The sequence below is a fragment of the Aeromonas enteropelogenes genome (assembly GCF_000819845.1).
In the GTDB taxonomy this organism is placed as follows: Bacteria; Pseudomonadota; Gammaproteobacteria; order Enterobacterales; family Aeromonadaceae; genus Aeromonas; species Aeromonas enteropelogenes.
Genome location: NZ_CDCG01000010.1, coordinates 1 through 21,170 on the forward strand (window position 1 = coordinate 1; position 21,170 = coordinate 21,170).

Annotated in this window: 22 protein-coding genes; 4 read left to right on the plus strand and 18 right to left on the minus strand. The window is 58.9% G+C overall.

The features are described from left to right. Nucleotides 1–418: 418 nt before the first annotated feature. From BN1123_RS03300 to BN1123_RS03325, 6 genes are read right to left on the minus strand one after another with little or no spacing between them, the layout of a single operon-like run. The gene (locus BN1123_RS03300) at nucleotides 419–1,597 is read right to left on the minus strand and encodes a tetratricopeptide repeat protein (RefSeq protein ID WP_042025356.1); all 1,179 of its coding nucleotides are present in this window, start codon (nucleotides 1,595–1,597) and stop codon (nucleotides 419–421) included. A 2-nt stretch (nucleotides 1,598–1,599) separates the two neighbouring features. After that, a complete protein-coding gene (locus tag BN1123_RS03305) occupies nucleotides 1,600–2,262 on the minus strand; it encodes an energy transducer TonB (RefSeq protein WP_042025357.1) in 663 nt (220 codons plus the stop codon). Beyond that, the gene (locus tag BN1123_RS03310; protein WP_042025358.1) at nucleotides 2,259–2,660 is read right to left on the minus strand and encodes an ExbD/TolR family protein; all 402 of its coding nucleotides are present in this window, start codon (nucleotides 2,658–2,660) and stop codon (nucleotides 2,259–2,261) included. Before BN1123_RS03310 ends, BN1123_RS03305 begins: the two co-directional genes overlap by 4 nt. Further along, complete coding sequence (locus BN1123_RS03315) at nucleotides 2,657–3,184, minus strand: MotA/TolQ/ExbB proton channel family protein (protein WP_042025360.1); 528 nt, start codon at nucleotides 3,182–3,184, stop codon at nucleotides 2,657–2,659. Before BN1123_RS03315 ends, BN1123_RS03310 begins: the two co-directional genes overlap by 4 nt. Next, nucleotides 3,181–4,488, minus strand: coding sequence for a MotA/TolQ/ExbB proton channel family protein (locus BN1123_RS03320; RefSeq protein WP_042025361.1), 1,308 nt, complete (start codon nucleotides 4,486–4,488; stop codon nucleotides 3,181–3,183). The genes BN1123_RS03315 and BN1123_RS03320 overlap by 4 nt, the downstream gene beginning before the upstream one ends. Beyond that, entirely contained in the window at nucleotides 4,485–5,246 is a 762-nt protein-coding gene (locus BN1123_RS03325; protein ID WP_042025362.1) for a DUF3450 domain-containing protein, read from the minus strand. Before BN1123_RS03325 ends, BN1123_RS03320 begins: the two co-directional genes overlap by 4 nt. Nucleotides 5,247–5,456: 210 nt before the next feature. Here BN1123_RS03325 and BN1123_RS03330 point away from each other — a divergent pair, with 210 nt between their 5' ends. Beyond that, complete coding sequence (locus BN1123_RS03330; RefSeq protein ID WP_026456834.1) at nucleotides 5,457–6,233, plus strand: helix-turn-helix transcriptional regulator; 777 nt, start codon at nucleotides 5,457–5,459, stop codon at nucleotides 6,231–6,233. A gap of 69 nt (nucleotides 6,234–6,302) precedes the next feature. Here BN1123_RS03330 and glmS read toward each other — a convergent pair whose 3' ends face one another. Together glmS and BN1123_RS03340 are read right to left on the minus strand one after the other, a co-directional pair. Beyond that, entirely contained in the window at nucleotides 6,303–8,135 is a 1,833-nt protein-coding gene (gene glmS / locus BN1123_RS03335; RefSeq protein WP_042025363.1) for a glutamine--fructose-6-phosphate transaminase (isomerizing), read from the minus strand. Nucleotides 8,136–8,192: 57 nt separating this feature from the next. Continuing rightward, nucleotides 8,193–8,966 (minus strand): DeoR/GlpR family DNA-binding transcription regulator, encoded by a 774-nt coding sequence (locus BN1123_RS03340; protein WP_042025364.1) that lies wholly within the window; start codon nucleotides 8,964–8,966, stop codon nucleotides 8,193–8,195. Between the two features lie 122 nt (nucleotides 8,967–9,088). Between BN1123_RS03340 and blrA the strand changes: the two genes are divergently transcribed. The 3 genes from blrA (at nucleotide 9,089) to creD (ending at nucleotide 12,736) form a co-directional block, all read left to right on the plus strand. Continuing rightward, on the plus strand, nucleotides 9,089–9,763 hold the full coding sequence (blrA, locus tag BN1123_RS03345; RefSeq protein ID WP_042025365.1) for a beta-lactam response regulator transcription factor BlrA: 675 nt from the start codon (nucleotides 9,089–9,091) through the stop codon (nucleotides 9,761–9,763). 37 nt (nucleotides 9,764–9,800) lie between these two features. Further along, nucleotides 9,801–11,222, plus strand: a complete 1,422-nt coding sequence (blrB, locus tag BN1123_RS03350) for a beta-lactam sensor histidine kinase BlrB (protein WP_042025366.1) — start codon at nucleotides 9,801–9,803, stop codon at nucleotides 11,220–11,222. Nucleotides 11,223–11,365: 143 nt separating this feature from the next. Beyond that, nucleotides 11,366–12,736, plus strand: coding sequence for a cell envelope integrity protein CreD (gene creD, locus BN1123_RS03355; RefSeq protein WP_042025367.1), 1,371 nt, complete (start codon nucleotides 11,366–11,368; stop codon nucleotides 12,734–12,736). A 51-nt stretch (nucleotides 12,737–12,787) separates the two neighbouring features. Here the strand turns inward: creD and glmU are convergent, their stop codons facing one another. From glmU to BN1123_RS03405, 10 genes are all read right to left on the minus strand, one after another. Then, on the minus strand, nucleotides 12,788–14,149 hold the full coding sequence (gene glmU / locus BN1123_RS03360; RefSeq protein ID WP_042025368.1) for a bifunctional UDP-N-acetylglucosamine diphosphorylase/glucosamine-1-phosphate N-acetyltransferase GlmU: 1,362 nt from the start codon (nucleotides 14,147–14,149) through the stop codon (nucleotides 12,788–12,790). Nucleotides 14,150–14,244: 95 nt separating this feature from the next. Continuing rightward, nucleotides 14,245–14,673, minus strand: coding sequence for a F0F1 ATP synthase subunit epsilon (locus BN1123_RS03365; protein ID WP_026455855.1), 429 nt, complete (start codon nucleotides 14,671–14,673; stop codon nucleotides 14,245–14,247). Between the two features lie 18 nt (nucleotides 14,674–14,691). Further along, entirely contained in the window at nucleotides 14,692–16,080 is a 1,389-nt protein-coding gene (atpD, locus tag BN1123_RS03370) for a F0F1 ATP synthase subunit beta (RefSeq protein ID WP_026455856.1), read from the minus strand. A 33-nt stretch (nucleotides 16,081–16,113) separates the two neighbouring features. After that, nucleotides 16,114–16,980, minus strand: coding sequence for a F0F1 ATP synthase subunit gamma (atpG, locus tag BN1123_RS03375; RefSeq protein ID WP_026455857.1), 867 nt, complete (start codon nucleotides 16,978–16,980; stop codon nucleotides 16,114–16,116). 42 nt (nucleotides 16,981–17,022) lie between these two features. Beyond that, nucleotides 17,023–18,564 carry a F0F1 ATP synthase subunit alpha gene (atpA, locus tag BN1123_RS03380; protein ID WP_026455858.1) on the minus strand — a complete coding sequence of 514 codons (1,542 nt, stop codon included), beginning with the start codon at nucleotides 18,562–18,564 and terminating at the stop codon, nucleotides 17,023–17,025. A gap of 15 nt (nucleotides 18,565–18,579) precedes the next feature. Continuing rightward, nucleotides 18,580–19,113: a F0F1 ATP synthase subunit delta gene (gene atpH, locus BN1123_RS21245; protein WP_026455859.1), complete on the minus strand. Its 534-nt coding sequence runs from the start codon at nucleotides 19,111–19,113 to the stop codon at nucleotides 18,580–18,582. 13 nt (nucleotides 19,114–19,126) lie between these two features. Further along, entirely contained in the window at nucleotides 19,127–19,597 is a 471-nt protein-coding gene (gene atpF / locus BN1123_RS03390) for a F0F1 ATP synthase subunit B (RefSeq protein ID WP_026455860.1), read from the minus strand. Nucleotides 19,598–19,652: 55 nt separating this feature from the next. After that, nucleotides 19,653–19,895 carry a F0F1 ATP synthase subunit C gene (gene atpE, locus BN1123_RS03395; RefSeq protein WP_005307205.1) on the minus strand — a complete coding sequence of 81 codons (243 nt, stop codon included), beginning with the start codon at nucleotides 19,893–19,895 and terminating at the stop codon, nucleotides 19,653–19,655. 58 nt (nucleotides 19,896–19,953) lie between these two features. After that, the gene (atpB, locus tag BN1123_RS03400) at nucleotides 19,954–20,736 is read right to left on the minus strand and encodes a F0F1 ATP synthase subunit A (RefSeq protein WP_042025369.1); all 783 of its coding nucleotides are present in this window, start codon (nucleotides 20,734–20,736) and stop codon (nucleotides 19,954–19,956) included. A gap of 8 nt (nucleotides 20,737–20,744) precedes the next feature. Further along, entirely contained in the window at nucleotides 20,745–21,155 is a 411-nt protein-coding gene (locus tag BN1123_RS03405; RefSeq protein WP_042025370.1) for an ATP synthase subunit I, read from the minus strand. Nucleotides 21,156–21,170: the final 15 nt, after the last annotated feature.

Below are 21,170 nucleotides of genomic sequence, written 5' to 3' on the forward strand. Positions count from 1 at the left end.
TTCAATTTAAGTTTGGTTGCCTATAAAGGCGGCTCAATGAATTGCTGAATTAACTGCTGCAACTAAAAGTTGCTTTGGTCACTTCATCAGACATTGAAAATCAAAAATTGTTTTTTGATGCTCGATGCTGTGAGTGCCCACACAGATTGCTTGATTCAAATTGTTAAAGAGCGTGGCGCTTGTCGCGCTGAGGTGGCGTATAATACCTTCCTCACTTCGAAAGTCAAGCGCTTGCTTTCGCTTTTCTTTCGGCGCTAGCTTCACGAGGAAGCGAGCTCATCAGGTTGGCGTGTTCCGCCGTGCTGGTGAGGGCGCATTATAGGGAGGCGCGTCGCGATGACAAGGGCTTTTTGCAAAAATGCGTTCGTTTGCTGAAAAAGCAGACTAAAGCCCGCTAATCACAGGTTTCCACCCGGTTTCACGCCGCTTTTTTGCTCAACTCTTCGCTTTGAGCCTGGATATAGTTGACCCAGCTGGTAGCCCGCTGCTGCCAGTTGCCCTGCTGCTGCAGTTCACGGGCCAACACCAGCGCCTCGGCATACTGCTCCTTATTAAGGTGTGCTTGCACCAGCAGTGCCTTGGCCCTGTTGCCTTGCTCCCCTTTCACCGACTTGATGGCCACGAGCTGGGTCATGGCGGCATCTGTTTTGCCTTGTTGCAACAGCAGCTCGGCGGCGCGCATGGCCGCCTTGGGATGAGCATGCTCACGGGCGAGCAGTTGCCAGCTGTCGACAGCCTTCGGCCACTCGCGCGCCCCTTCCCACAACTGGGCCAGCAGCTGACGGTTCTCAGCGCTTTGCTTCATCTGTCCCTTCACCATGGCAGCTTCCAGCAGGCGGGCGCCGCGATAGGGCAGCCCCTGCCAGGCATAGAGACGGATCAGCTGGTTACGGGCGGCGGCATCATCCATCAGCTGACGGTCGATGGCGGTTTGCAGCAGAGCCAGCGCCTGATCGCCGCGCTTGGCGGAGAGGTTGAGCGACACCGCCTGTTGCCACCACTTGCTCTCTTTCGGCTCGTGACGGATCAGCTCTTCGGCCTGATCGGCGGCCACAGTGTAGCGCTGCAGCGCGGTGAGAGCGGAGAGGCGGATGATGGCTGCCTGCTTCTGCCAGCTCTTCTTCAACAGCTGTTCACTCTGGCTGGCCGCCTCACCGTACTGCTTGTTGTGGTAATAGAGGCCGGCCAGACGCAGGCGCAAGGCATCGTCAGCCTTGATGGCCAGCGCCGCCTTGTAGCTGGCGATGGCTCCGGACCAGTTGGATTGCTGGGCCTGGATATCACCGCGCAGTCGCAACAGCTCGAGCTGTTGCTGCACCGGCCACTCTTTATAGGCCAGCGCCTCTTCCACATAGCGGCTCGCCTGCGCGGTCTGCTGCAGGTTTGCTGCGAGCGATGCCTGCAGCTGGGCCAGCCAGGCACGTTCTACATCTGTGCCAGGCTTGAGTCCGGCCGCCTTGCCCTGGGCCTGTTGCCACTGGCCGGATTGATAGAGCTTCATCACAGGTTCAAGCTGGCGAGAGAAGTGCGGGCTCACCTCCATCGCCAAACAAGCTTGGCTGACCAGGGCCAGCAGACAGATCCAGATCCGCAACATGGTTATGACTCCAGTTTGAATTTGAGCGTGATGACTTGCACCAGCTTGTCGCTGGCGCCGGGCCTTGGCTGATAGCGCCACTTGTTGATCGCCTGAATGGCCGCCCGTTCGAACTGCCGCTTTGGCTTGGCCTCGACCACTTCCACATCCTGCACCCGTCCCTCGGCATCGACGCTGAAGCGCAAGGTGACGGAGCCTTCGATCCCCGCCTGCTGGGCACGGTAGGGATAAACAGGTTCGACTCGTTGCAGCGGCATCAGCATGTCACCGGCACCGATCCCGGCGCCCTGTTGCTGGCCATGGAAGTTGCCGCTCGCGACCGGTGTGGGGCTGGTCGCCACGCCAGGGGCTGAGACCTGTACCGCACTGAGGCTGGAGACCAGATCCAGGCTGGGTTGCACCGCAGGCAGAGGGGCTGCTGCAGGAAGAGGCAATGGGGTGGATGCCAGAGCAGCGGGAGGCTCCGGCAAGGGTTCTGGTTCCTGGGGAACGGGACGCTCGCGCACCTGCACCTCGGTCACCTCATTTTGCATGTTGATGACGATGGGCTTTTGTTCGCGCGCCATCTTCTCCCCCTTGGGGGGCTCCACCAGGGTGGCCATGAACAGCAGGATCGCCAGACTGAGGGCAACCCCCAGTCCCAGGCTCATCAGCTTGTATCTCATTTCGGCGCCACCGCTACGGCGATGTTGGCGATGCCCGCCGCCTTGGCTTCATCCATTACCCGCACCACCTTGCCATGGGGCACCCGTTCGTCGGCCTGGATCACCAGGCTGGCATCGGGCTGCTCCGCCAATAGGCGGGCGATGCTGACCTGCACCCGCTCCACGTCGATCTGCTTGCGGTCGAGGAAAATCTGCCCCTGGGCGCCGATCGCCAACATGATGCTGGAGGATTTCTGTGCCTTGGCCTGGCTGGCCTGGGGTCTGTGCACCTCCAGCCCGGCTTCGCGCACGAAGGAGGTGGTGACAATAAAGAAGATCAGCATGATGAACACGATATCCAGCATGGGGGTCATGTCGATCTGCACTTCATCGCTCTGGCGTTTGGATTGCCGTCTCATTGTATTTTCTCTTCTCGCAGGCCGTCCCGGGTTTTGGCCAGCGCTCGCTTGGCCTGGCTCTCGAGCCGACTGAGTAACAACACGCCGGAGAGGGCCACCACCATGCCGGCCATGGTGGGAATGGTGGCGCGGGAGATCCCGCCCGCCATGCTCTCGGGGTTAAAGCGGTTGGCCGCTGCCAACGCATCGAATACGCCTATCATGCCGGTCACTGTGCCGAGCAGACCCAGCATGGGGCAGAGCACTACCAGGGTGCGGATGAAGATCAGATGTTGGTTGAGTGCAAGCTCCGCCTGGGCCAGCCAGCGGCCGCGAATGGCCCTGGCATGCCAGCTATGGCGCTCGCTGCGCGCCTGCCAGCGAGTGAACAGCTGGTGCTGCAGTGGGCCAAAACCCAGACTGAGGTAGAGCAGCCGCTCGATCATCAGAATCCACATCAGCACCAGCAGGGCCAGAATGACCCAGAGCACGGGGCCACCACGGCCCATGAAACTCTGCAGCTGCTGCCAGATGTCGAACATCATGCCGCTCGCTCCATCCCTTGCAGGTTGCTCTCGGCACGTTCTGCCAGAATGCCGGCCACCTGCTGCTCCAGCACATTGGATAGTTCGCTGAAACGGGATTGCAGCAGACTATGGGCCAGGATCAGCGGAATGGCAGCCACCAGCCCCTGCACCGTGGTGACCAGGGCCATGGAGATGCCACCGGCCATGATCTTGGGATCACCGGTACCGAACTGGGTGATGGCCTGGAAGGTACCGATCATCCCGGTCACGGTGCCGAGCAGCCCCAGCATGGGGGCGATGGCCGCGATTACCTTGACCATGCCGATGCCGCGCTCCATGCGAGGGGTCTCCTGCAGGATCGCCTCATCGAGACGCAGCTCCAGCGTTTCCATGCTCAGTTCGGGATGCTGATCCGCCACCGTCAGTACCCGGCCAAGGGCATTGTCGGCATGATATTCACCCTGCTTGAGCTGGCGACGCACCAGGGTCAGCTCGCGGGTCAGTGTCCACAGCCGTACCGCAGCGATGCCAAGGCCGGTGAGGGCCAGTAGCACGATAATGGCGCCAACCTGTCCCCCCTGCAGAACCTTCTGCCAGAAGGTAGGAGTCTGGGCCAGCATTTCGAGCAAGGTGCCATGGGAAGGATCCAACGGCAGCGCTTCTCCCTCCTGACCCTGATAAGACGCCAGCTCGGAGTGTACGCTGCCGGGCAGACCCAGCACCGGGCTCAGTCCCTCTGCGGTCGGTTGCAGGAAGCCCGTATCGCCAAACAGGGCAAAGCTGCCTAGCCGGGTCAGCGACTGCGCGCTGGCATTTCCCTGAGCGTCGAGCACCTTGCCGTTGAACTGGGCTACCCGACCCGATTCACGGATCTCCTGTAGCAAGGTCGCTGGCAACAAGGCGAGGGCGGCGCGATCCGGTACATCCTTGTCTTGTGCCATGGCTTTCAGAGGAGCAAGGCGATCCGGATATTGTCCCTGCACTGCCGATTCGGAGAGCAGCTTGACCGCCTCGCCAGCTCCCTGGCGGACAACCGCGAAGATCTCGTTCATGTCACCGGAGGCCTGCTCCCACTGGCCGTTGAGTTCGACCAGCTGTTTTTCATTGCTGGCAAACTGGCTGGCCAGCTGCTTGCTGAGGTTCTGGGCTTCTGCCAACCTGGCACGGGCGCGATTCAATTCGCCGGAAACTGCCGCCAGATCCTGTTGTGCCTGCTGCTCGCGCACCTGTTCCTGCTGTTGCCACTCATCATTGGCAATGGCGGCATTGGTCCCGAGGGAGAGGGCGATAACAAGGGGAAACCACTTCATGGCGACTCTCATGATTGGGCCTCCTGACTACGGCTGACAGACAGGGGGACATTCAACAATTGCGGTACCTTCTTGTCGGCCGCGATATCCAGGGCATCGGCAATGGGGGAGAGCCATTGACCATCGAGGGCTTGCCACTGTTTGTTTTCGACAGACCAGCGCCAGGCCTGGCTGCGATCCGCAGTCATGGCCAGCAGGGCCACGCGGCCTACCGCCAGAACATCGATTCGGCGCGAGGCACCGTCCAGGGCGATTTCGGTGGAGTAGCTGTCCATCCGGCTGCCATATTCGGCTTCGATCTGGTAGGCCTGCAGCAGCTGGCGAAACTTCTCGGCCTCGCTCACATCGGCTCTGGCCATGGTGGCTTTCAACTGTTCGACTCGCGCCACACGCTCTTCCTTGCGCAGCGGAATATCCTCTTGCACCAGTTGTTCCAGATCGGCCTGCATCTGCAGCATCAGTGGAATCAGACCCTGACGGGTCTCTTGTACCGCATCCAGCTGGCGGGTGAGCTTGTCCAGCTCATTTTGCTGATCGGCCACCAGAGACTGCATGTAGCGGTTGTAGGCTTCCAGATCCCGCTGTTGCAGTTGTGCATTTTGCAGTTCCAGTCGGGCGGCGACGGCCGCATCGGCGGCTTTTTCCACCCGCTGCTGGGAGGCTTTTCCGGCAGCAATGCTGTTTTTCAGGGAGGGCGCAACCAGATCATCGGCACTGGCGGCGAAGTGAACTGTTAATGGCAACAGGGCCAAACCCCAATACTTGTGCATGATATAATTCTTAACAATGATAACTATTCTCATTGTCTCAGAGAGTGGGGGCAGTATCAATCAGAGGATTTCTTTGGCCTTCGACGGCAAAAAACAGGATAATTTTTAAACACGCACGGAATAATGGCATTGGATGCCATCTCAAAAATTATAAATAACTAGAAAAATCTTTTCGGTCAGACGGATAGCTGGTCGAGAGAGGAGAAAGTCATGCTCAACGATGCGATCTGGGAACACATAGACCAGTTCACCAAGGCCACCAAAACCAGCGACATCCAGCAACTGCTGGAGCGTTTTAGTCATCAGATGGGCTTTGATTACTTCCGGCTGCTGATTATTTTCCCCATCAGCATGCAAAAATCCCACGTGGCACTTTTCAACAACTGCCCGACCAGCTGGTTCGATGCCTACAGCGAGAATCAGTATCTGACCCAGGATCCGGTCGTCTATCTGGGATTGAAGCAGACCCAGCCGATCTTCTGGAACAAGCTGGATTGCGACTCTCCCTGGTTACCCAGTGCCAGCCGGGATGTGATGAACCTGGCGGCGGACTTCGGGGTGCGCAACGGCGTCTCCTTCCCGCTGCACACCCCGCAGGGGGAACATGGCATCCTCTCATTCATCACCAAGGACAAATCCAATTCCGACCTGATGTTTGAAAACGTTCCCCTGCTCTCTTTCTGTGCCAGTTACATCTTCAATTCGGCACTGCAATTGATCAAAAGCCGGCCGGACCTGATGAGATATCTGACCGAGCTCTCCGATCGGGAGAAGGAGTGCCTGTTCTGGGCCAGCGAGGGCAAGACCTCCTGGGAGATCGCCACCATCCTTGGTATCAGCGAGCGGACGGTCAACTTCCACCTCACCCAGGTCACCAACAAGACCGACTCGAAGAACCGCAGCCAGGCCATCGCCAAGGGGATCACCAGCGGCATCATAGTGCCCTCACTGGATGAGGTGACCATCACCAACCTGCGGCTGTCATGACGCCAGCCTGGCAACACAGCCAATAAAAAAGAGCCGCATTGCGGCTCTTTTTTCATTCGTGGCAATGGCTTATTCCACAGTCACGGATTTGGCCAAGTTACGCGGCTGATCCACGTCGGTGCCCTTGATCAGGGCCACGTAGTAGGAGAGCAGCTGCAACGGCACGGTATAGACGATGGGCGCGATCACCTCTTCCATATGGTTGAGGTTCATCACCCGCATGGTCTCGTCGCTCTTGAAGCCGGTCTCGGCATCGGCGAAGACGTAGAGGATACCGCCGCGGGCGCGCACCTCTTCCACGTTGGACTTGAGTTTCTCCAGCAGGTCGTTGTTCGGCGCCACCACTATGATGGGCATCTCGGCATCGATCAGGGCCAGCGGACCGTGCTTGAGCTCACCGGCAGCATAGGCCTCGGCGTGGATGTAGGAGATCTCCTTGAGCTTGAGCGCCCCTTCCATGGCGATGGGGTACTGATCGCCACGGCCCAGGAACAGGCTGTGGTGCTTGTCGGCGAACTCCTCGGCCAGGGTCTCGATCTGCTTGGCGAGCGACAGGCTCTCCTTGATGCGCTGGGGCAGCGCCTGCAGGGACTTGACCAGGGCGGCCTCGGCGGCGGCGTCCAGGTTGCCGCGGCAGCGGCCGATGGCGGCCACCAGCATCAGCAGGCCGGCCAGCTGGGTGGTGAAGGCCTTGGTGGAGGCCACCCCAATTTCTGCCCCCGCGCGGGTCATAAAGGCCAGATCCGACTCGCGCACCAGGGAGGATCCCGGCACGTTGCAGATGGCCAGCGAGCTCATGTAGCCGGAGGCCTTGGCTAGACGCAGGGCAGCCAGGGTGTCGGCGGTCTCACCGCTCTGGGAGAGGGTGATGAGCAGGCTGTTGGGACGCACCACCGACTTGCGATAGCGGAACTCGGAGGCAATCTCCACGTCGCAGGAGACGCCGGCGATAGACTCGAACCAGTAGCGGGCCACCATGCCGGAGTGGTAGGAGGTACCGCAGGCGACGATCTGGATGTGCTCGACCTTGTCGAAGATGGCACGCGCGCCGTTGCCGAAGGACTCGACCACCACGTGATCGATGCCCAGTCGCCCGTCCAGGGTCTGGTTGATGGCGGCCGGCTGCTCGTGGATCTCCTTGAGCATGTAGTGACGGTACTCGCCCTTGTCACCGGCATCGTGGGAGATGTCGGACTCTTTCTCCTCGCGCACCACCGGCTGGCCGTCGATATCGAACACCTGCACGTCGCGGCGAGTCACCTCGGCAACATCCCCCTCTTCCAAGAAGATGAAGCGGCGGGTCACCGGCAGCAGGGCCAGCTGGTCGGAGGCGATGAAGTTCTCGCCGATGCCGCGGCCGATCACCAGAGGGGAGCCGGAGCGGGCCACCACCAGACGGCTGTCGTCACGGGTATCCATCACCACGGTACCGTAGGCACCACGCAGCTGCTTGACCGCCTTTTGCATGGCGGTGATCAGGTTCGGCGCCTCTTTCAGCTCATGGTGCACCAGGTGGGCGATCACCTCGGTATCGGTGTCGGAGGTGAAGACGTAGCCTAGCTCCTTCAGGCGATCGCGCAGGGGCTCGTGGTTTTCGATGATGCCGTTGTGCACCACCACTATGTGTTCGGAGACGTGGGGGTGGGCGTTGCGCTCGGAGGGCTCGCCGTGGGTCGCCCAGCGGGTATGGGCGATACCGGTGCCGCCGTGCACGGACTGTTCTTCCAGGGCCTTGGCCAGCTCGGCTACCTTGCCGAGGCGGCGTACCCGCTGCAGGGGGTGCTGGGCGCTGAACACGGCCACCCCGGCCGAGTCGTAGCCGCGGTACTCGAGGCGGCGCAGCCCCTCGACCAGGATTTCAGCCACATCACGCTGGGCAACAGCCCCGACGATGCCACACATAGACTTCTCCTTGAGACGTAAAAACGAAAGTTCGTTTGGATAATTCAGACTTCAATATCAGCCTGCAACAGGGGCACAGATCAGTGTCACCCCTTTGGCTTGAATCAATTCACGGGCCTCGGCAGCCAGCCCGTCATCGGTCACCAGGGTCTGGATGTTTGACCAGGGCAGCTCGAGATTGGGGATCTTGCGGCCAATCTTCTCGGACTCGACCATGACGATCACCTCCCGCGATACCTCGGCCATCACTCGCGACAGCCCCACCAGCTCGTTGAAGGTGGTAGTGCCGCGTTCCGGGTCTATGCCATCGGCGCCGATAAACAGCTGGTCGAAGTCGTAGGATCGCAGCACCTGCTCCGCCACCTGACCCTGGAAGGACTCGGAATGAGGGTCCCAAGTGCCTCCAGTCATTAACAGGGTAGGCTCATTTTCCAGCTCGCGCAGGGCGCCGGCCACATTGAGAGAGTTGGTCATCACGATGAGGCCACGCTTGTTGCCGAGCAGCGGGATCATGGCGCTGGTGGTGCTGCCGCTGTCGATGATGACGCGGTTGTGATCGCGGATCCGCTCCGCGGCGGCACGGGCGATTGACATCTTTCGGTTCGAAACTTGATCCGGATTGGACTCCACCACCATCTCGCTCGGCAGGGGCACAGCGCCGCCATAGCGGCGCAGCAGCAGGCCGCCGGTTTCCAGCACCGCCAGATCTTTGCGAATAGTCACTTCAGAGGTGGAAAAGTGTTTGGCAAGGGCATCGACACTGACCTCACCCTGTTCGTTAACCAGCGTCACTATGGTGTGACGACGCTGCTGGGTATTACGTTTAGTCATCTTTAAGTTTCGATTCGAAAGAATGTCGAAATATTAGTGCCTTTTTGGCAAAAATCAAACCGCAAATAGGATCCAATTTGGTTAGGTGCCAGAATGGGGTGCCGACTTGCGACGAGGATGCCATGCAAAAACGACTCATCTGGCTGGTGGAAGATGAAGCCAGCATTGCCGATACCCTGATCTATGCCCTGCAAACCGACGGGTTCGAGGTGGAGTGGTTCATGCTGGGCCAGCAGCTGCTGACCAGTCTGGCACAGGCGCAGCCCGATTTTCTGATCCTGGATGTGGGACTGCCCGACATCAGCGGGTTCGAGCTGTGCAAGCAGGTACGGGCCCGCAGCAATGTGCCCCTGATGTTTCTGACTGCCCGCAGCGAGGAGATAGACAGGCTGATTGGGCTGGAGATCGGCGCCGACGACTATGTGGCCAAACCCTTCTCGCCACGGGAGGTATGCGCCCGGGTGCGAGTCATTCTGCGCCGCAGCCAGCCGACGGCCCCCAAGCAGAGTGCAGCTCTGACTCTGGATGAGGAGCGGGCCCGCATCCACTTTCACGGCCAGCCTCTGGTACTTACCCGCTACGAATACCTGCTGCTCAAGACGCTCATGCAGTCACCAGGCAGGGTCTACTCGCGCCAGCAGCTGATGGATCTGGTGTGGCAGGATGCGGAGGAGAGCCTGGATCGCACCGTCGATACCCACATCAAGACCATCCGCGCCAAGCTGCGAGAGCAGGACCCGGATGCCAACCTGATCCTGACCCATCGCGGACTGGGCTACAGCCTGGAGCTGGCATGAGAACAAGAGTGCAACGGCGGCAAGACAGGGAGCGGATATGAGACTGGGGCTGCAACTGCTGTGCGGACTGCTGCTGATCTTCGCACTGGCCGCCTGGTTCGTGATGGAGATCTTCGTCGAGGAGATCAAACCCGGTGTGCGCAGCGCCACCGAAGATACCCTGGTGGATATGACCCAACTGCTGGCGCCACTGGCACTCGACGATTTGCAGGAGGGCAATATGATGAACGGGCGGCTGGCCAGCGCCTTCGCCCGACTCAACCAGACGCCCATCAATGCCCTGATCGACGGTCACCTCAAGCAACAGGCCGAGTACCGCATCTATGTGACCGATGCACACGGCGTAGTGATTTACGACTCCGACGGAACGGATCTGGGCAAAGACTACTCCCGCTGGAACGACGTCTACCTGACCCTGCGTGGCGAATATGGCGCCCGCAGCACCCGCACCGATCCCGATGATCCCGCCAGCTCGACCATGCATGTGGCGGCTCCCCTGCGGGATGGGGATAACATTATCGGCTCCCTCACCGTCGCCAAACCCAACCGCACCCTGATGCCAGCCATCAAACGGGGGGAGCAGGAATTGTTGCGCGCCGGGGGTCAGATGCTGCTTGTCTCCCTGCTGATCGGCAGCCTGCTGGTGTGGTGGCTCAACCGCTCCATCGGCAAACTGGTGCACTACGCCGATTCGGTCAGCAAGGGGGAGGTGGCGCCCTTGCCACGGCTGCATACGGTCGAACTGGATCGCCTCGGTCATTCCCTGGAAACCATGCGCCATCAGCTCGATGGCAAACGCTATATCGAACGTTACGTACATGCCCTGACCCACGAGCTGAAGAGCCCGCTGGCCGCCATTCGCGGGGCTGGGGAGATCCTGGCCGAAACACCGCCCCCCGAGGTGGCCAGCCGTTTCATCGGCAACATCAACCAGGAGACGGCCCGCATGCAGCAATTGATCGAACGCATGCTGCAACTGGCCAGACTGGAGTCGGGGCAGGGGCTGGATCGCCAGCCGGTGGAGCCGGCAAGCCTAGGCAAACGCGCCCTCGACGCCCGCCAGATCATCGCCCAGCGCCGCCAGGTCAGGCTGGTGAGCGAACTGGCCAGCGTTCCCAGACAGAAGTGGGATCCCCTGCTGGTGGAGCAGGCGATTGGTAACCTCTTGGACAATGCCATCGACTTTTCCCCCGCCGAGGGGGTGGTGACCCTGAGCGGTACCCGCCTGGATGGCGGCTATTGCTTTCGGGTTTGCGACCAGGGGCCGGGCATTCCTGACTATGCCCTGCCCAGGATCTTCGAGCGTTTCTACTCCCTGCCTCGTCCCGACAGGGGCAAGAGCAGCGGCCTTGGCCTCAGCTTCGCCCATGAGGTGGCCCACCAGCATGGTGGCCGCCTGACACTGGTCAATCGTCAGCAGGGAGGCGCCAGCGCCGAGCTCTGGTTGCCACTCGCCTGACCGCGCTCCCGCCGCTTTGTATTTCGCATGCAAAGCGGCGCCCGATACCGGTTTTTTGTCTTCCTTCACAGTAGCTTCACACAGCCCCATCTCCCCTTCACCCGTGCACGGCACACTCGCCCCATTCAACAAGGAGAGGTGTCATGGTCAAACAGATATTCAGCCACAAGATCGTCCTGCTGCTGTTGCTCAGTCTGCTGCTGATGGTGCCGGTACACTCCATCATGGAGCTGAACCGGGAGCGCCAGGCCTACCGCAGTCAGGCTATTCACAGCATCATGGCCAGCAGCAGCGGCCCGCAACGCCTGCTCGGCCCCGTCCTGGTGCAGCCTTATACCCGCACCGTCACGGTGGAGCAGGATGGTAAGCGCTTCGAACGCACCGAACAGCTTTACCGTTATCGGCTGCCCGAACAGCTGAACGTGCAGGCTGGCATGGCGGTCACCCCGCGCAAGCTCGGCATCTATCAGGCTCAGGTCTATCAAACCCGGCTCTCCCTCTCCGGACGTCTGCCAACCGGGAAGGAGGGCAAACCACAGGATCTCGATGACACGGATCCCACCCTGGTGGCTGGCAACCCTTATCTGAGCCTGGTGCTATCCGATGCCCGCGGCATCAGCAGCGTACCAGCGCTGCAACTGGGCAAACAGCGGATCCCGTTTGCCCCCGGCGCCAGGCTCGGGAACAAGCTGGCCGGCATCCATGCACCGCTGCCAGCTCTGGCAGATGACGAGGGTCTCTTTCATATCGAGCTGGATTTGCAGGGGATGAATGCGCTGGAAGTGGTGCCCCTCGGCCAGGACAGCAAGCTGAATCTGAACGGTAACTGGCCCCATCCCAACTTCATCGGCGACTTTCTGCCGGCCAGTCGCACCCTCACCGAAAAGGGGTTCGACGCCAGTTGGCAGAGCAGCTGGTTTGCCACCGACATGGAAAGCCGTTTCAACCGCATGATGAAGGGGGAAGGGGATCCGCTGCCCGCCTTCAGCGTCAGCCTGGTACAACCGGTGGATCACTATCAGCTGAACGAACGGGCAGCCAAGTATGCCCTGCTGTTTATCGGTCTCACCTTCATCAGCTTCTTCATGTTCGAACTGCTAAAGGGATTGCGGGTACACCCGATCCAGTACGCCCTGGTGGGCATGGGCTTGGTCATCTTCTATCTGGTACTGCTGGCACTGACCGAACATCTGGGTTTTGTCCTGGCCTATCTGATCGCCGGCCTCGCCAGCGTAGCCCTCAATGGTTTTTACCTCAGCCATGTGCTGGGTGGGCCCAGACAGGGGAGCGGCTTCGCGGCCCTGCTGGGGCTGGTCTACGCCATCCTGTTCGGGCTGCTGCAGGCCGAAGAGATAGCCCTGCTGCTCGGCGCCCTGCTGTTGTTCGCCATCCTGGCGCTGATCATGGTACTGACCCGCAAGCTGGACTGGTATCAGGTGATGGACTATGACTCCCCCACCACCGTCTGGGCAGCTCCCCTCCCATCGACGAGTGACACCAGCCATAAGTCATAAGTCAAAAAAACCGGCGCCCAAGGGCGCCGGTTGCATTTTATTGATCGGGCATCACTTCTTCTTGACCGGGCGAGCCCAGTTCTTGATGTGACGCTGGGGTACCCGGGTGATCACCAGCTCGTTCTCCGCCACATCCTTGGTGATGGTGGAACCGGCCCCCAAGGTGGCCCCCTTGCCGATGCGCACCGGCGCCACCAGCTGGGTATCGGAACCGACGAAGACGTCATCCTCGATAATGGTCTGGAACTTGTTCACCCCGTCGTAGTTGCAGGTGATGGTGCCGGCACCGATATTCACCTTGGCACCGATCTCGGCATCCCCCAGGTAGGTCAAATGACCACACTTGGAACCAACACCCAGCCGGGCCTTCTTCATCTCGACGAAGTTGCCGACGTGGGCGTCCTGCTCCAGCACCGCGCCCGGGCGCAGGCGGGCAAACGGACCGACCGAGCATTGATCAGCCACCTGGGCGCCCTCGATGACGGAGTAAGGCTTCACCTCGGTGTGATCGCCGATCACGCAATCCTTCAGCACGGCTCCCGCACCGATGCGCACATGGTTGCCCAGGGTCACCTTGCCTTCGATGATGACGTTGACGTCGATCACCACCTCTTCACCGATTTCCAGTTCGCCGCGCAGATCGAAACGGGCGGGGTCGATCAGGGTGGCGCCGGCAATCATCAGCTTCTCGGCCTGCATCTGCTGATAGCTGCGCTCGAGCGCCGCCAGCTGGACCCGGTTGTTGGCCCCTTCCACCTCAGCGGCACGCTCGGGGTGCACGGCGGAGATGGGGCAACCATCGGCATGAGCCATGGCGATGACATCGGTCAAGTAGAACTCACCCTGGGCATTCTTGTTATCCAGACGGGACAGCCAGCCGCGCAGCTGGGCGCCATTAGCCACCAGTACGCCGGTGTTCACTTCGCGGATGGCGAGTTGCTCGGCATTGGCATCCTTCTGCTCGACGATACCGACCACTTGGCCGTTGTCACGCACGATGCGACCGTAGCCGGTCGGGTTGTCCAGCACCACGGTCAGCAGTGCCATGCCATCCGCCGCCTTGGCGGCCAGCAGCCGCTGTAGGGTTTCCGGCTGGATCAGCGGGGTGTCGCCATACAGCACCAGTACGTCATCTTCGTCGTTCCAGAACGGGATGGCCTGAGCCACCGCATGGCCGGTCCCCAGCTGCTGAGCCTGCTGCACCCAGTTCACATCGGCGGCCTGGATCCGCTCCTTCAGCAGCTCGGCACCGTGGCCATAGACCAGATGCAGCTGCTCGGCGCCGACCTGACGGGCAGTATCGATCACGTGGGAAACCATGGGTTTGTTGGCCACCGGGTGCAGCACCTTGGGCAGGGAAGAACGCATGCGGGTACCTTTACCCGCCGCCAGGATCACGACGTTGAGAGACATGGCTTCAACCTTGAACTTGTGTGGAAATACCCGGCGGAGTCTATCCAACGGGCAAAAAAAAAGCGACCCGCAGGTCGCTTTTTGCATCACCGTTATCAGCGGTAATTCTTTTTGACGATATCGATGACCCGCAGTTGGGCCATCGCCTTGGCCAGCTCGGTAGCGGCCTGGGCGTAGTCGATATCACCATGGGAGCTGTGGATCCGCTCTTCGGCCGCACGTTTGGCTTCCTGGGCTTTCGCCTCATCCAAATCGTCGGCACGAATCGCGGTGTCCGCCAGCACGGTCACGGATTCAGGTTGTACTTCCAGCATGCCGCCGGAGATGTACAGCACCTCTTCAGTTCCGTTCTGCTTCACCAAGCGGACCAGGCCCGGCTTGATGGCAGTCAGCAACGGAGCATGACCGTGGCGGAGACCCAACTCACCTTCGGAGCCTGTTACCTGAGCGGATTGCACGCGACCGGAAAACAGTTTTCCTTCGGCGCTCACCACGTCCAGGTGAAAGGAGATCATCTCTGCCATGGGCCCTCCAGTCGAGGCTTACAGTTTCTTGGATTTCTCGACGACTTCGTCGATACCGCCAACCATGTAGAACGCCTGCTCGGGCAGATCGTCATACTCGCCTTTCAGGATGCCCTGGAAACCACGGATGGTCTCTTTCAGCGGCACGTATTTGCCCGGAGAACCGGTAAACACTTCTGCCACGAAGAACGGCTGGGACAGGAAACGCTCGATCTTACGGGCACGGGCTACGGTCAGTTTGTCTTCTTCTGACAGTTCATCCATACCCAGGATGGCGATGATGTCCTTCAGCTCCTTGTAGCGCTGCAGTACGGTCTGAACGCCACGAGCGGTCTCGTAGTGCTCCTTGCCAACCACCAGCGGATCCAGCTGACGGGAGGTGGAGTCCAGCGGGTCAACGGCCGGGTAGATACCCAGAGCCGCGATCTGACGGGACAGTACGACGGTCGCATCCAGGTGAGCGAAGGTGGTCGCCGGAGACGGGTCGGTCAAGTCATCCGCAGGCACGTAAACGGCCTGTACGGAGGTGATGGAACCAGTCTTGGTGGAGGTGATGCGCTCTTGCAGAACACCCATCTCCTCGGCCAGGGTCGGCTGGTAACCTACTGCGGAGGGCATACGGCCCAGCAGTGCGGATACTTCGGTACCGGCCAGGGTGTAACGGTAGATGTTGTCCACGAAGAACAGCACGTCACGACCTTCGTCACGGAACTTCTCGGCCATGGTCAGGCCGGTCAGCGCCACGCGCAGACGGTTTCCGGGCGGCTCGTTCATCTGACCGTAAACCAGAGATACTTTGTCCAGTACGTTGGACTCCATCATCTCGTGGTAGAAGTCGTTACCCTCACGGGTACGCTCACCCACACCGGCGAACACGGAGTAACCGCTGTGCTCGATCGCGATGTTACGGATCAGTTCCATCATGTTTACGGTTTTGCCTACACCGGCACCACCGAACAGACCGACCTTACCACCCTTGGCGAACGGACATACCAGGTCGATAACCTTGATGCCGGTCTCCAGCAGCTCGGTACTGTTGGACTGATCTTCGTAGCTGGGGGCCTCACGGTGGATGGACCAGCTCTCTTCTTCACCGATCGGGCCTTTCTCGTCGATTGGCTCGCCCAGTACGTTCATGATCCGACCCAGGGTCGCAGTACCGACCGGAACCTGGATGGATTTACCGCTATTCATTACTTCCAACCCACGACGCAGACCGTCGGAGGAACCCATGGTGATGCAACGAACGACGCCGCCACCGATCTGCTGCTGAACTTCCAGCACCAGACCCTGGCCTTGACCTTCGCTGACGACCTTCAGAGCATCGTACACCTGGGGCACGGCATTCTGCGGGAACTCGATGTCCACCACAGCGCCGATGATTTGGACGATGAAACCGTTACTCATGTCAAATCCTCTAAACCTTTGATAACCCTTGCCTTACACCGCAGCAGCACCGGAAACGATCTCTGTGAGCTCCTGGGTAATACTGGCCTGACGGGCCTTGTTGTATACCAGTTGCAGATCGTTAATCAGGTTGCCGGCGTTGTCAGTCGCGGCTTGCATGGCAACCATTCGGGCTGCCTGTTCACTGGCCAAGTTTTCCACTACGCCCTGGTACACCTGGGATTCGACATAACGAACCAGCAGGGTATCCAGCAACTTCTTGGGATCCGGCTCATAGAGGTAATCCCAGTGGTGTTTCTTGACCAGCTTGCTGTCTTCAGTTACGGGCAAAGGCAGCAGTTGATCGACCCGTGGTTGCTGCACCATGGTGTTGATGAACTTGTTGTACACCAGATACAGCCTGTCAATCTCACCGTTGTCGTAAGCCTTCAGCATGACCTTGACTGAACCAATCAGGTCATTGACGCTCGGGTTATCGCCCAGTCCTGCGACGTGAGCTTTCACCTTGGCGCCGTGCCGTTCAAAGAAGTTGGAGGCTTTGTTGCCGATCAGGGCCAGGTCAACCTTGGCTCCTTTCGCGCTCCATTGCTTCATATCATTGAGGGCAGCCTTGAACAGGTTGATGTTCAAACCGCCACACAGGCCACGGTCGGTGGAGACGACGATGTAACCCACTCGCTTGACCTCACGTTCGATGAGGTAGGGGTGCTTGTATTCCAGGTTCCCCTGAGCGATATGGCCGATCACCTTGCGCATGGTTTCAGCGTACGGACGGCTGGCAGACATGCGATCCTGCGCACGGCGCATCTTGCTCGCTGCCACCATTTCCATAGCGCTGGTGATCTTCTGAGTGTTTTTCACACTCCCGATCTTGTTACGTATCTCTTTTGCGCCGGCCATCTCTTCTCTCCATCAGGTGGCAGCTCGCGCTGCCACACACGCTTACCAGGTCTGGGTTGCCTTGAAGTTATCCAGCAACGCAGTCAGCTTGCCAACGATCGCGTCGTTGTAGTCGGCTTTGGCATTGATTTCAGCCATCAGCTCGGCATGCTGGGTATTGGCGTAAGAGAGCAGAGCGGCTTCGAAGTCGAGGATCTTGTTCAGTTCGACATCGGAGAGATAGCCTTTTTCCGCAGCGAACAGCACCAGAGACTGGTGAGCCACGCTCATCGGAGAGTACTGCTTCTGCTTCATCAGCTCGGTCACTTTCTGACCGTGGTCCAGCTGCTTGCGAGTCGCGTCATCCAGGTCGGAAGAGAACTGGGCGAATGCGGCCAGTTCGCGGTACTGTGCCAGCGCGGTACGGATACCACCGGACAGCTTCTTGACGATCTTGGTCTGGGCAGCGCCACCCACACGGGACACGGAGATACCCGGGTCAACCGCAGGACGAATACCGGCGTTGAAAGACTGGGAAGTCAGGAAGATCTGGCCATCGGTGATGGAGATCACGTTGGTCGGTACGAACGCGGAAACGTCGCCGGCCTGGGTTTCGATGATCGGCAGGGCGGTCAGAGAACCGGTCTGGCCTTTCACTTCACCCTTGGTGAACTTCTCAACGTACTCTTCGTTGACGCGAGCAGCACGCTCGAGCAGACGGGAGTGCAGATAGAAAACGTCACCCGGGAATGCTTCACGTCCTGGCGGACGACGCAGCAGCAGGGAGATCTGACGATATGCAACGGCCTGCTTGGACAGGTCATCGTAAATGATCAGGGCATCTTCACCGCGGTCACGGAAGTATTCACCCATGGAGCAACCGGAGTACGGAGCCAGGTATTGCAGGGCAGCCGCTTCGGACGCAGAAGCCACCACCACGATGGTGTTGGCCAGGGCGCCGTGCTCTTCCAGCTTGCGCACCACGTTGGCGATGGTGGAGGCCTTCTGGCCGATCGCAACGTAGACACACTTAATGCCGGAGTCTTTCTGGTTGATGATGGTGTCGATCGCGATGGCAGTTTTACCTACCTGGCGGTCACCGATGATCAGCTCACGCTGGCCACGACCGATGGGGATCATGGCGTCGATCGCTTTCAGACCGGTCTGGACAGGCTGGTCAACAGACTTACGCTCGATAACGCCCGGGGCGATCACTTCTACCGGAGAGAAGCCATCGTGCTCGACCGGACCTTTACCGTCGATAGGCTGACCCAGGGTGTTGACCACCCGGCCCAACAGACCACGACCAACCGGCACTTCCAGGATGCGGCCAGTACCTTGTACTTTCATCCCTTCGGCCAGATCGGCGTAGGGACCCATTACTACGGCACCAACGGAGTCACGCTCCAGGTTCAATGCCAGAGCGAAGCGGTTACCCGGCAGCTCGATCATCTCACCCTGCATGGCATCGGCCAGGCCGTGGATACGAATGATACCGTCGCTCACGGAGACGATAGTACCTTCGTTACGCGCTTCGCTCTTTACATCAAACTGCGCAATGCGCTGCTTGATCAGCTCGGCGATTTCAGTGGAATTCAGTTGCATGCTCTAATACCCCAATCAAGATTGCAGCGCGTCAGCCATGCGATCCAGCTTGCCGCGGACAGTACCGTCGATAACCAGATCACCGGCCTTGATGAGCACTCCGGCCATCAAGGACGCATCAATGCTGCAATTCAGCTTCACTTTGCGCGCGAGACGTTGTTCCAGAGAAGCCTGAATATTGGCTTTCTGCTGGTCGGTCAGTTCGATCGCCGAAATCACGTCAGCCTGAACTTCTTTATCCAGTTCAGCCTTGAGCACCACAAATTCGGCAACGACCGCCGGCAGCACACCCAAGCGACCATTCTCGGCCATCACCCGGATCAGGTTCTGGCCATGCTCGTCGAGTTGCTCACCGCAGATGCTGACAAACAGTTTTGCCAGTTCTTCGGCAGCCACAGAGCCGTTTACCAGGGAGTGGATGGTCTCGTTCTTCACGACTTCCGCCGCGAAGCTGAGCATCCCCAGCCACTGATCAACCGCCTTGTGCTCAACGGCAAACTCGAAAGCAGCCTTGGCGTAGGGGCGAGCGATTGTAGTCAGTTCAGACATAGCCCCGTTCCCGTTACAGTTCTGCTACCAGTTTGTCGACGATGTCGCTGTTGGCAGCCTGGTCGATTTGGCGCGCCAGGATCTTCTCTGCACCAGCGATGGCAAGAGTTGCAACCTGCTTGCGCAGTTCTTCTTTGGCACGATGACGTTCAGCTTCAATCTCGGCACGGCCTTGAGCCAGGATTTTTTCCCGCTCGGCCTGGGCCCCGACAGTTGCCTCATCAATGATCTGGGCCTTGCGTTTGTTGGCCTGTTCAATGATTTCAGCAGCCTGGAGCTTGGCTTCTTTCAGCTGATCGACGGCGTTGGCCTTGGCCAAATCCAGATCTTTCTTGGCTCGTTCGGCAGAAGAGAGACCGTCAGCAATGGCTTTCTGACGGGCTTCGATGGCAGCCATCAGCGGCGGCCATACGTACTTCATGCAAAACACTACGAAGAAGAAAAAAGCAATTGCTTGGCCGAGGAGGGTGGCGTTGATATTCACAGCCGATGTCCTCTTTAGTTAGTTAATGGGTTATGCCTGGAGATGTCGTATCGACTTAGCCAGCAACCGCAAACATCACGTACAGACCCAGACCAACGGCGATCATCGGAATCGCATCCACCAGACCCATTACGATGAAGAACTGGGTACGCAGAACAGGGATCAGATCAGGTTGACGAGCAGCACCTTCCAGGAACTTACCACCCAGAATACCGATACCGATGGATGCACCGATAGCAGCCAGACCCATCATCATTGCAGCAGCGATGTACAGCAGGTCCATGTTCAAGTTTTCCATGAGGATCTCCATTTATTAAGATGTAATTGATTGTATAAAAAGGATTATTTGAGTTGCATCAACCATGATCTTCCTGCGCCATCGACAGATAGACGATGGTCAGAACCATGAAGATAAACGCCTGCAAAGTGATGATCAGGATGTGGAAGATTGCCCAAGGCACGGACAGAATCCACTGTGACCACCAGGGTAACAAACCCGCAATCAGGATAAAGATCAGTTCGCCAGCATACATGTTGCCGAACAGTCGAAGACCCAGAGAAACAGGTTTGGAAATCAGCGTAACAGTTTCCAGGATGAGGTTAACCGGGATGGCCGCCGGGTGGTTGAAAGGCTGAAGCGTCAGCTCCTTCACAAACCCGCCGATTCCCTTGACCTTGATGCTGTAATACAGAATCAAGAAGAACACGCCCAAAGCCATGGACATGGTGATGTTAACGTCAGCAGAGGGAACCACACGCAGATAGGGAATACCCATCAATTGTGCAGCGTGGGGGATAAAGTCAACGGGGATCAGATCCATCAGGTTCATCAGGAAGATCCACACAAACACCGTCAGGGCCAAAGGTGCGATGACCTTGTTTCGACCATGAAAGATGTCCTTGACGTTACCACTCACAAACTCGACCAGCATCTCCACAAAGCACTGCAGCTTACCCGGTACCCCGCTGGTAGCCTTGACGGCGACACGGCGGAACAACCAGATAAACAGGGCGCCCAACAGAACAGAAAATACCATTGAGTCGATATTGACTGTCCAGAACCCAGACCCGACTTGCAGGTGGGTCAAGTGGTGGGAGATATATCCCTGAGGAGTCAGGACTTCTCCGGTTGCAGACATGAGTTTTCCTAATAGTGGTTGTTAAGTGTGAATGAGACCATCCACTGTACAACGAGGGCGAGGATATAAGTGGTGAAGAACGAAGCGGCATGCACTTCAACACCTGCACCAAACAGCAGGCCAAAGAGTCCTGTTGTAGTTATGAGCTTAATCCCTGCCCCACCATAAAAGTCCCGCAAGACCAAGCCCACACTCTCGGCATCCACCTTGCGGCGCAATACCCAGACCGTAAACAGGGCTTGAGGAACCCAGTACATCCCCCCTCCATAGAGGGAGGAGTAACCAGCGCTGGCGCCAGTCAGGTAATACCAGACGGCACTCATCGCCAGGATCAGGACCAGCTGACAAACGAGCATAACCAAGGCCAGTGTCAAACCTTCCAAGGCTATTTTCTGCTTCACCAACGTACCCCTGAACATTACAGAACTGTAAAA

Coding starts and splice junctions, on each gene's coding strand:
- atpE (WP_005307205.1), bottom strand. CDS start 19,895: ATGGAAAACTTGAACATGGACCTGCTGTACATCGCTGCTGCAATGATG.
- atpG (WP_026455857.1), bottom strand. CDS start 16,980: ATGGCCGGCGCAAAAGAGATACGTAACAAGATCGGGAGTGTGAAAAAC.
- creD (WP_042025367.1), top strand. CDS start 11,366: ATGGTCAAACAGATATTCAGCCACAAGATCGTCCTGCTGCTGTTGCTC.
- blrB (WP_042025366.1), top strand. CDS start 9,801: ATGAGACTGGGGCTGCAACTGCTGTGCGGACTGCTGCTGATCTTCGCA.
- atpD (WP_026455856.1), bottom strand. CDS start 16,080: ATGAGTAACGGTTTCATCGTCCAAATCATCGGCGCTGTGGTGGACATC.
- glmU (WP_042025368.1), bottom strand. CDS start 14,149: ATGTCTCTCAACGTCGTGATCCTGGCGGCGGGTAAAGGTACCCGCATG.
- atpB (WP_042025369.1), bottom strand. CDS start 20,736: ATGTCTGCAACCGGAGAAGTCCTGACTCCTCAGGGATATATCTCCCAC.
- BN1123_RS03405 (WP_042025370.1), bottom strand. CDS start 21,155: ATGTTCAGGGGTACGTTGGTGAAGCAGAAAATAGCCTTGGAAGGTTTG.
- BN1123_RS03310 (WP_042025358.1), bottom strand. CDS start 2,660: ATGAGACGGCAATCCAAACGCCAGAGCGATGAAGTGCAGATCGACATG.
- BN1123_RS03315 (WP_042025360.1), bottom strand. CDS start 3,184: ATGATGTTCGACATCTGGCAGCAGCTGCAGAGTTTCATGGGCCGTGGT.
- BN1123_RS03330 (WP_026456834.1), top strand. CDS start 5,457: ATGCTCAACGATGCGATCTGGGAACACATAGACCAGTTCACCAAGGCC.
- BN1123_RS03305 (WP_042025357.1), bottom strand. CDS start 2,262: ATGAGATACAAGCTGATGAGCCTGGGACTGGGGGTTGCCCTCAGTCTG.
- glmS (WP_042025363.1), bottom strand. CDS start 8,135: ATGTGTGGCATCGTCGGGGCTGTTGCCCAGCGTGATGTGGCTGAAATC.
- BN1123_RS03320 (WP_042025361.1), bottom strand. CDS start 4,488: ATGAGAGTCGCCATGAAGTGGTTTCCCCTTGTTATCGCCCTCTCCCTC.
- BN1123_RS03325 (WP_042025362.1), bottom strand. CDS start 5,246: ATGCACAAGTATTGGGGTTTGGCCCTGTTGCCATTAACAGTTCACTTC.
- BN1123_RS03300 (WP_042025356.1), bottom strand. CDS start 1,597: ATGTTGCGGATCTGGATCTGTCTGCTGGCCCTGGTCAGCCAAGCTTGT.
- BN1123_RS03365 (WP_026455855.1), bottom strand. CDS start 14,673: ATGGCAGAGATGATCTCCTTTCACCTGGACGTGGTGAGCGCCGAAGGA.
- atpA (WP_026455858.1), bottom strand. CDS start 18,564: ATGCAACTGAATTCCACTGAAATCGCCGAGCTGATCAAGCAGCGCATT.
- blrA (WP_042025365.1), top strand. CDS start 9,089: ATGCAAAAACGACTCATCTGGCTGGTGGAAGATGAAGCCAGCATTGCC.
- atpH (WP_026455859.1), bottom strand. CDS start 19,113: ATGTCTGAACTGACTACAATCGCTCGCCCCTACGCCAAGGCTGCTTTC.
- BN1123_RS03340 (WP_042025364.1), bottom strand. CDS start 8,966: ATGACTAAACGTAATACCCAGCAGCGTCGTCACACCATAGTGACGCTG.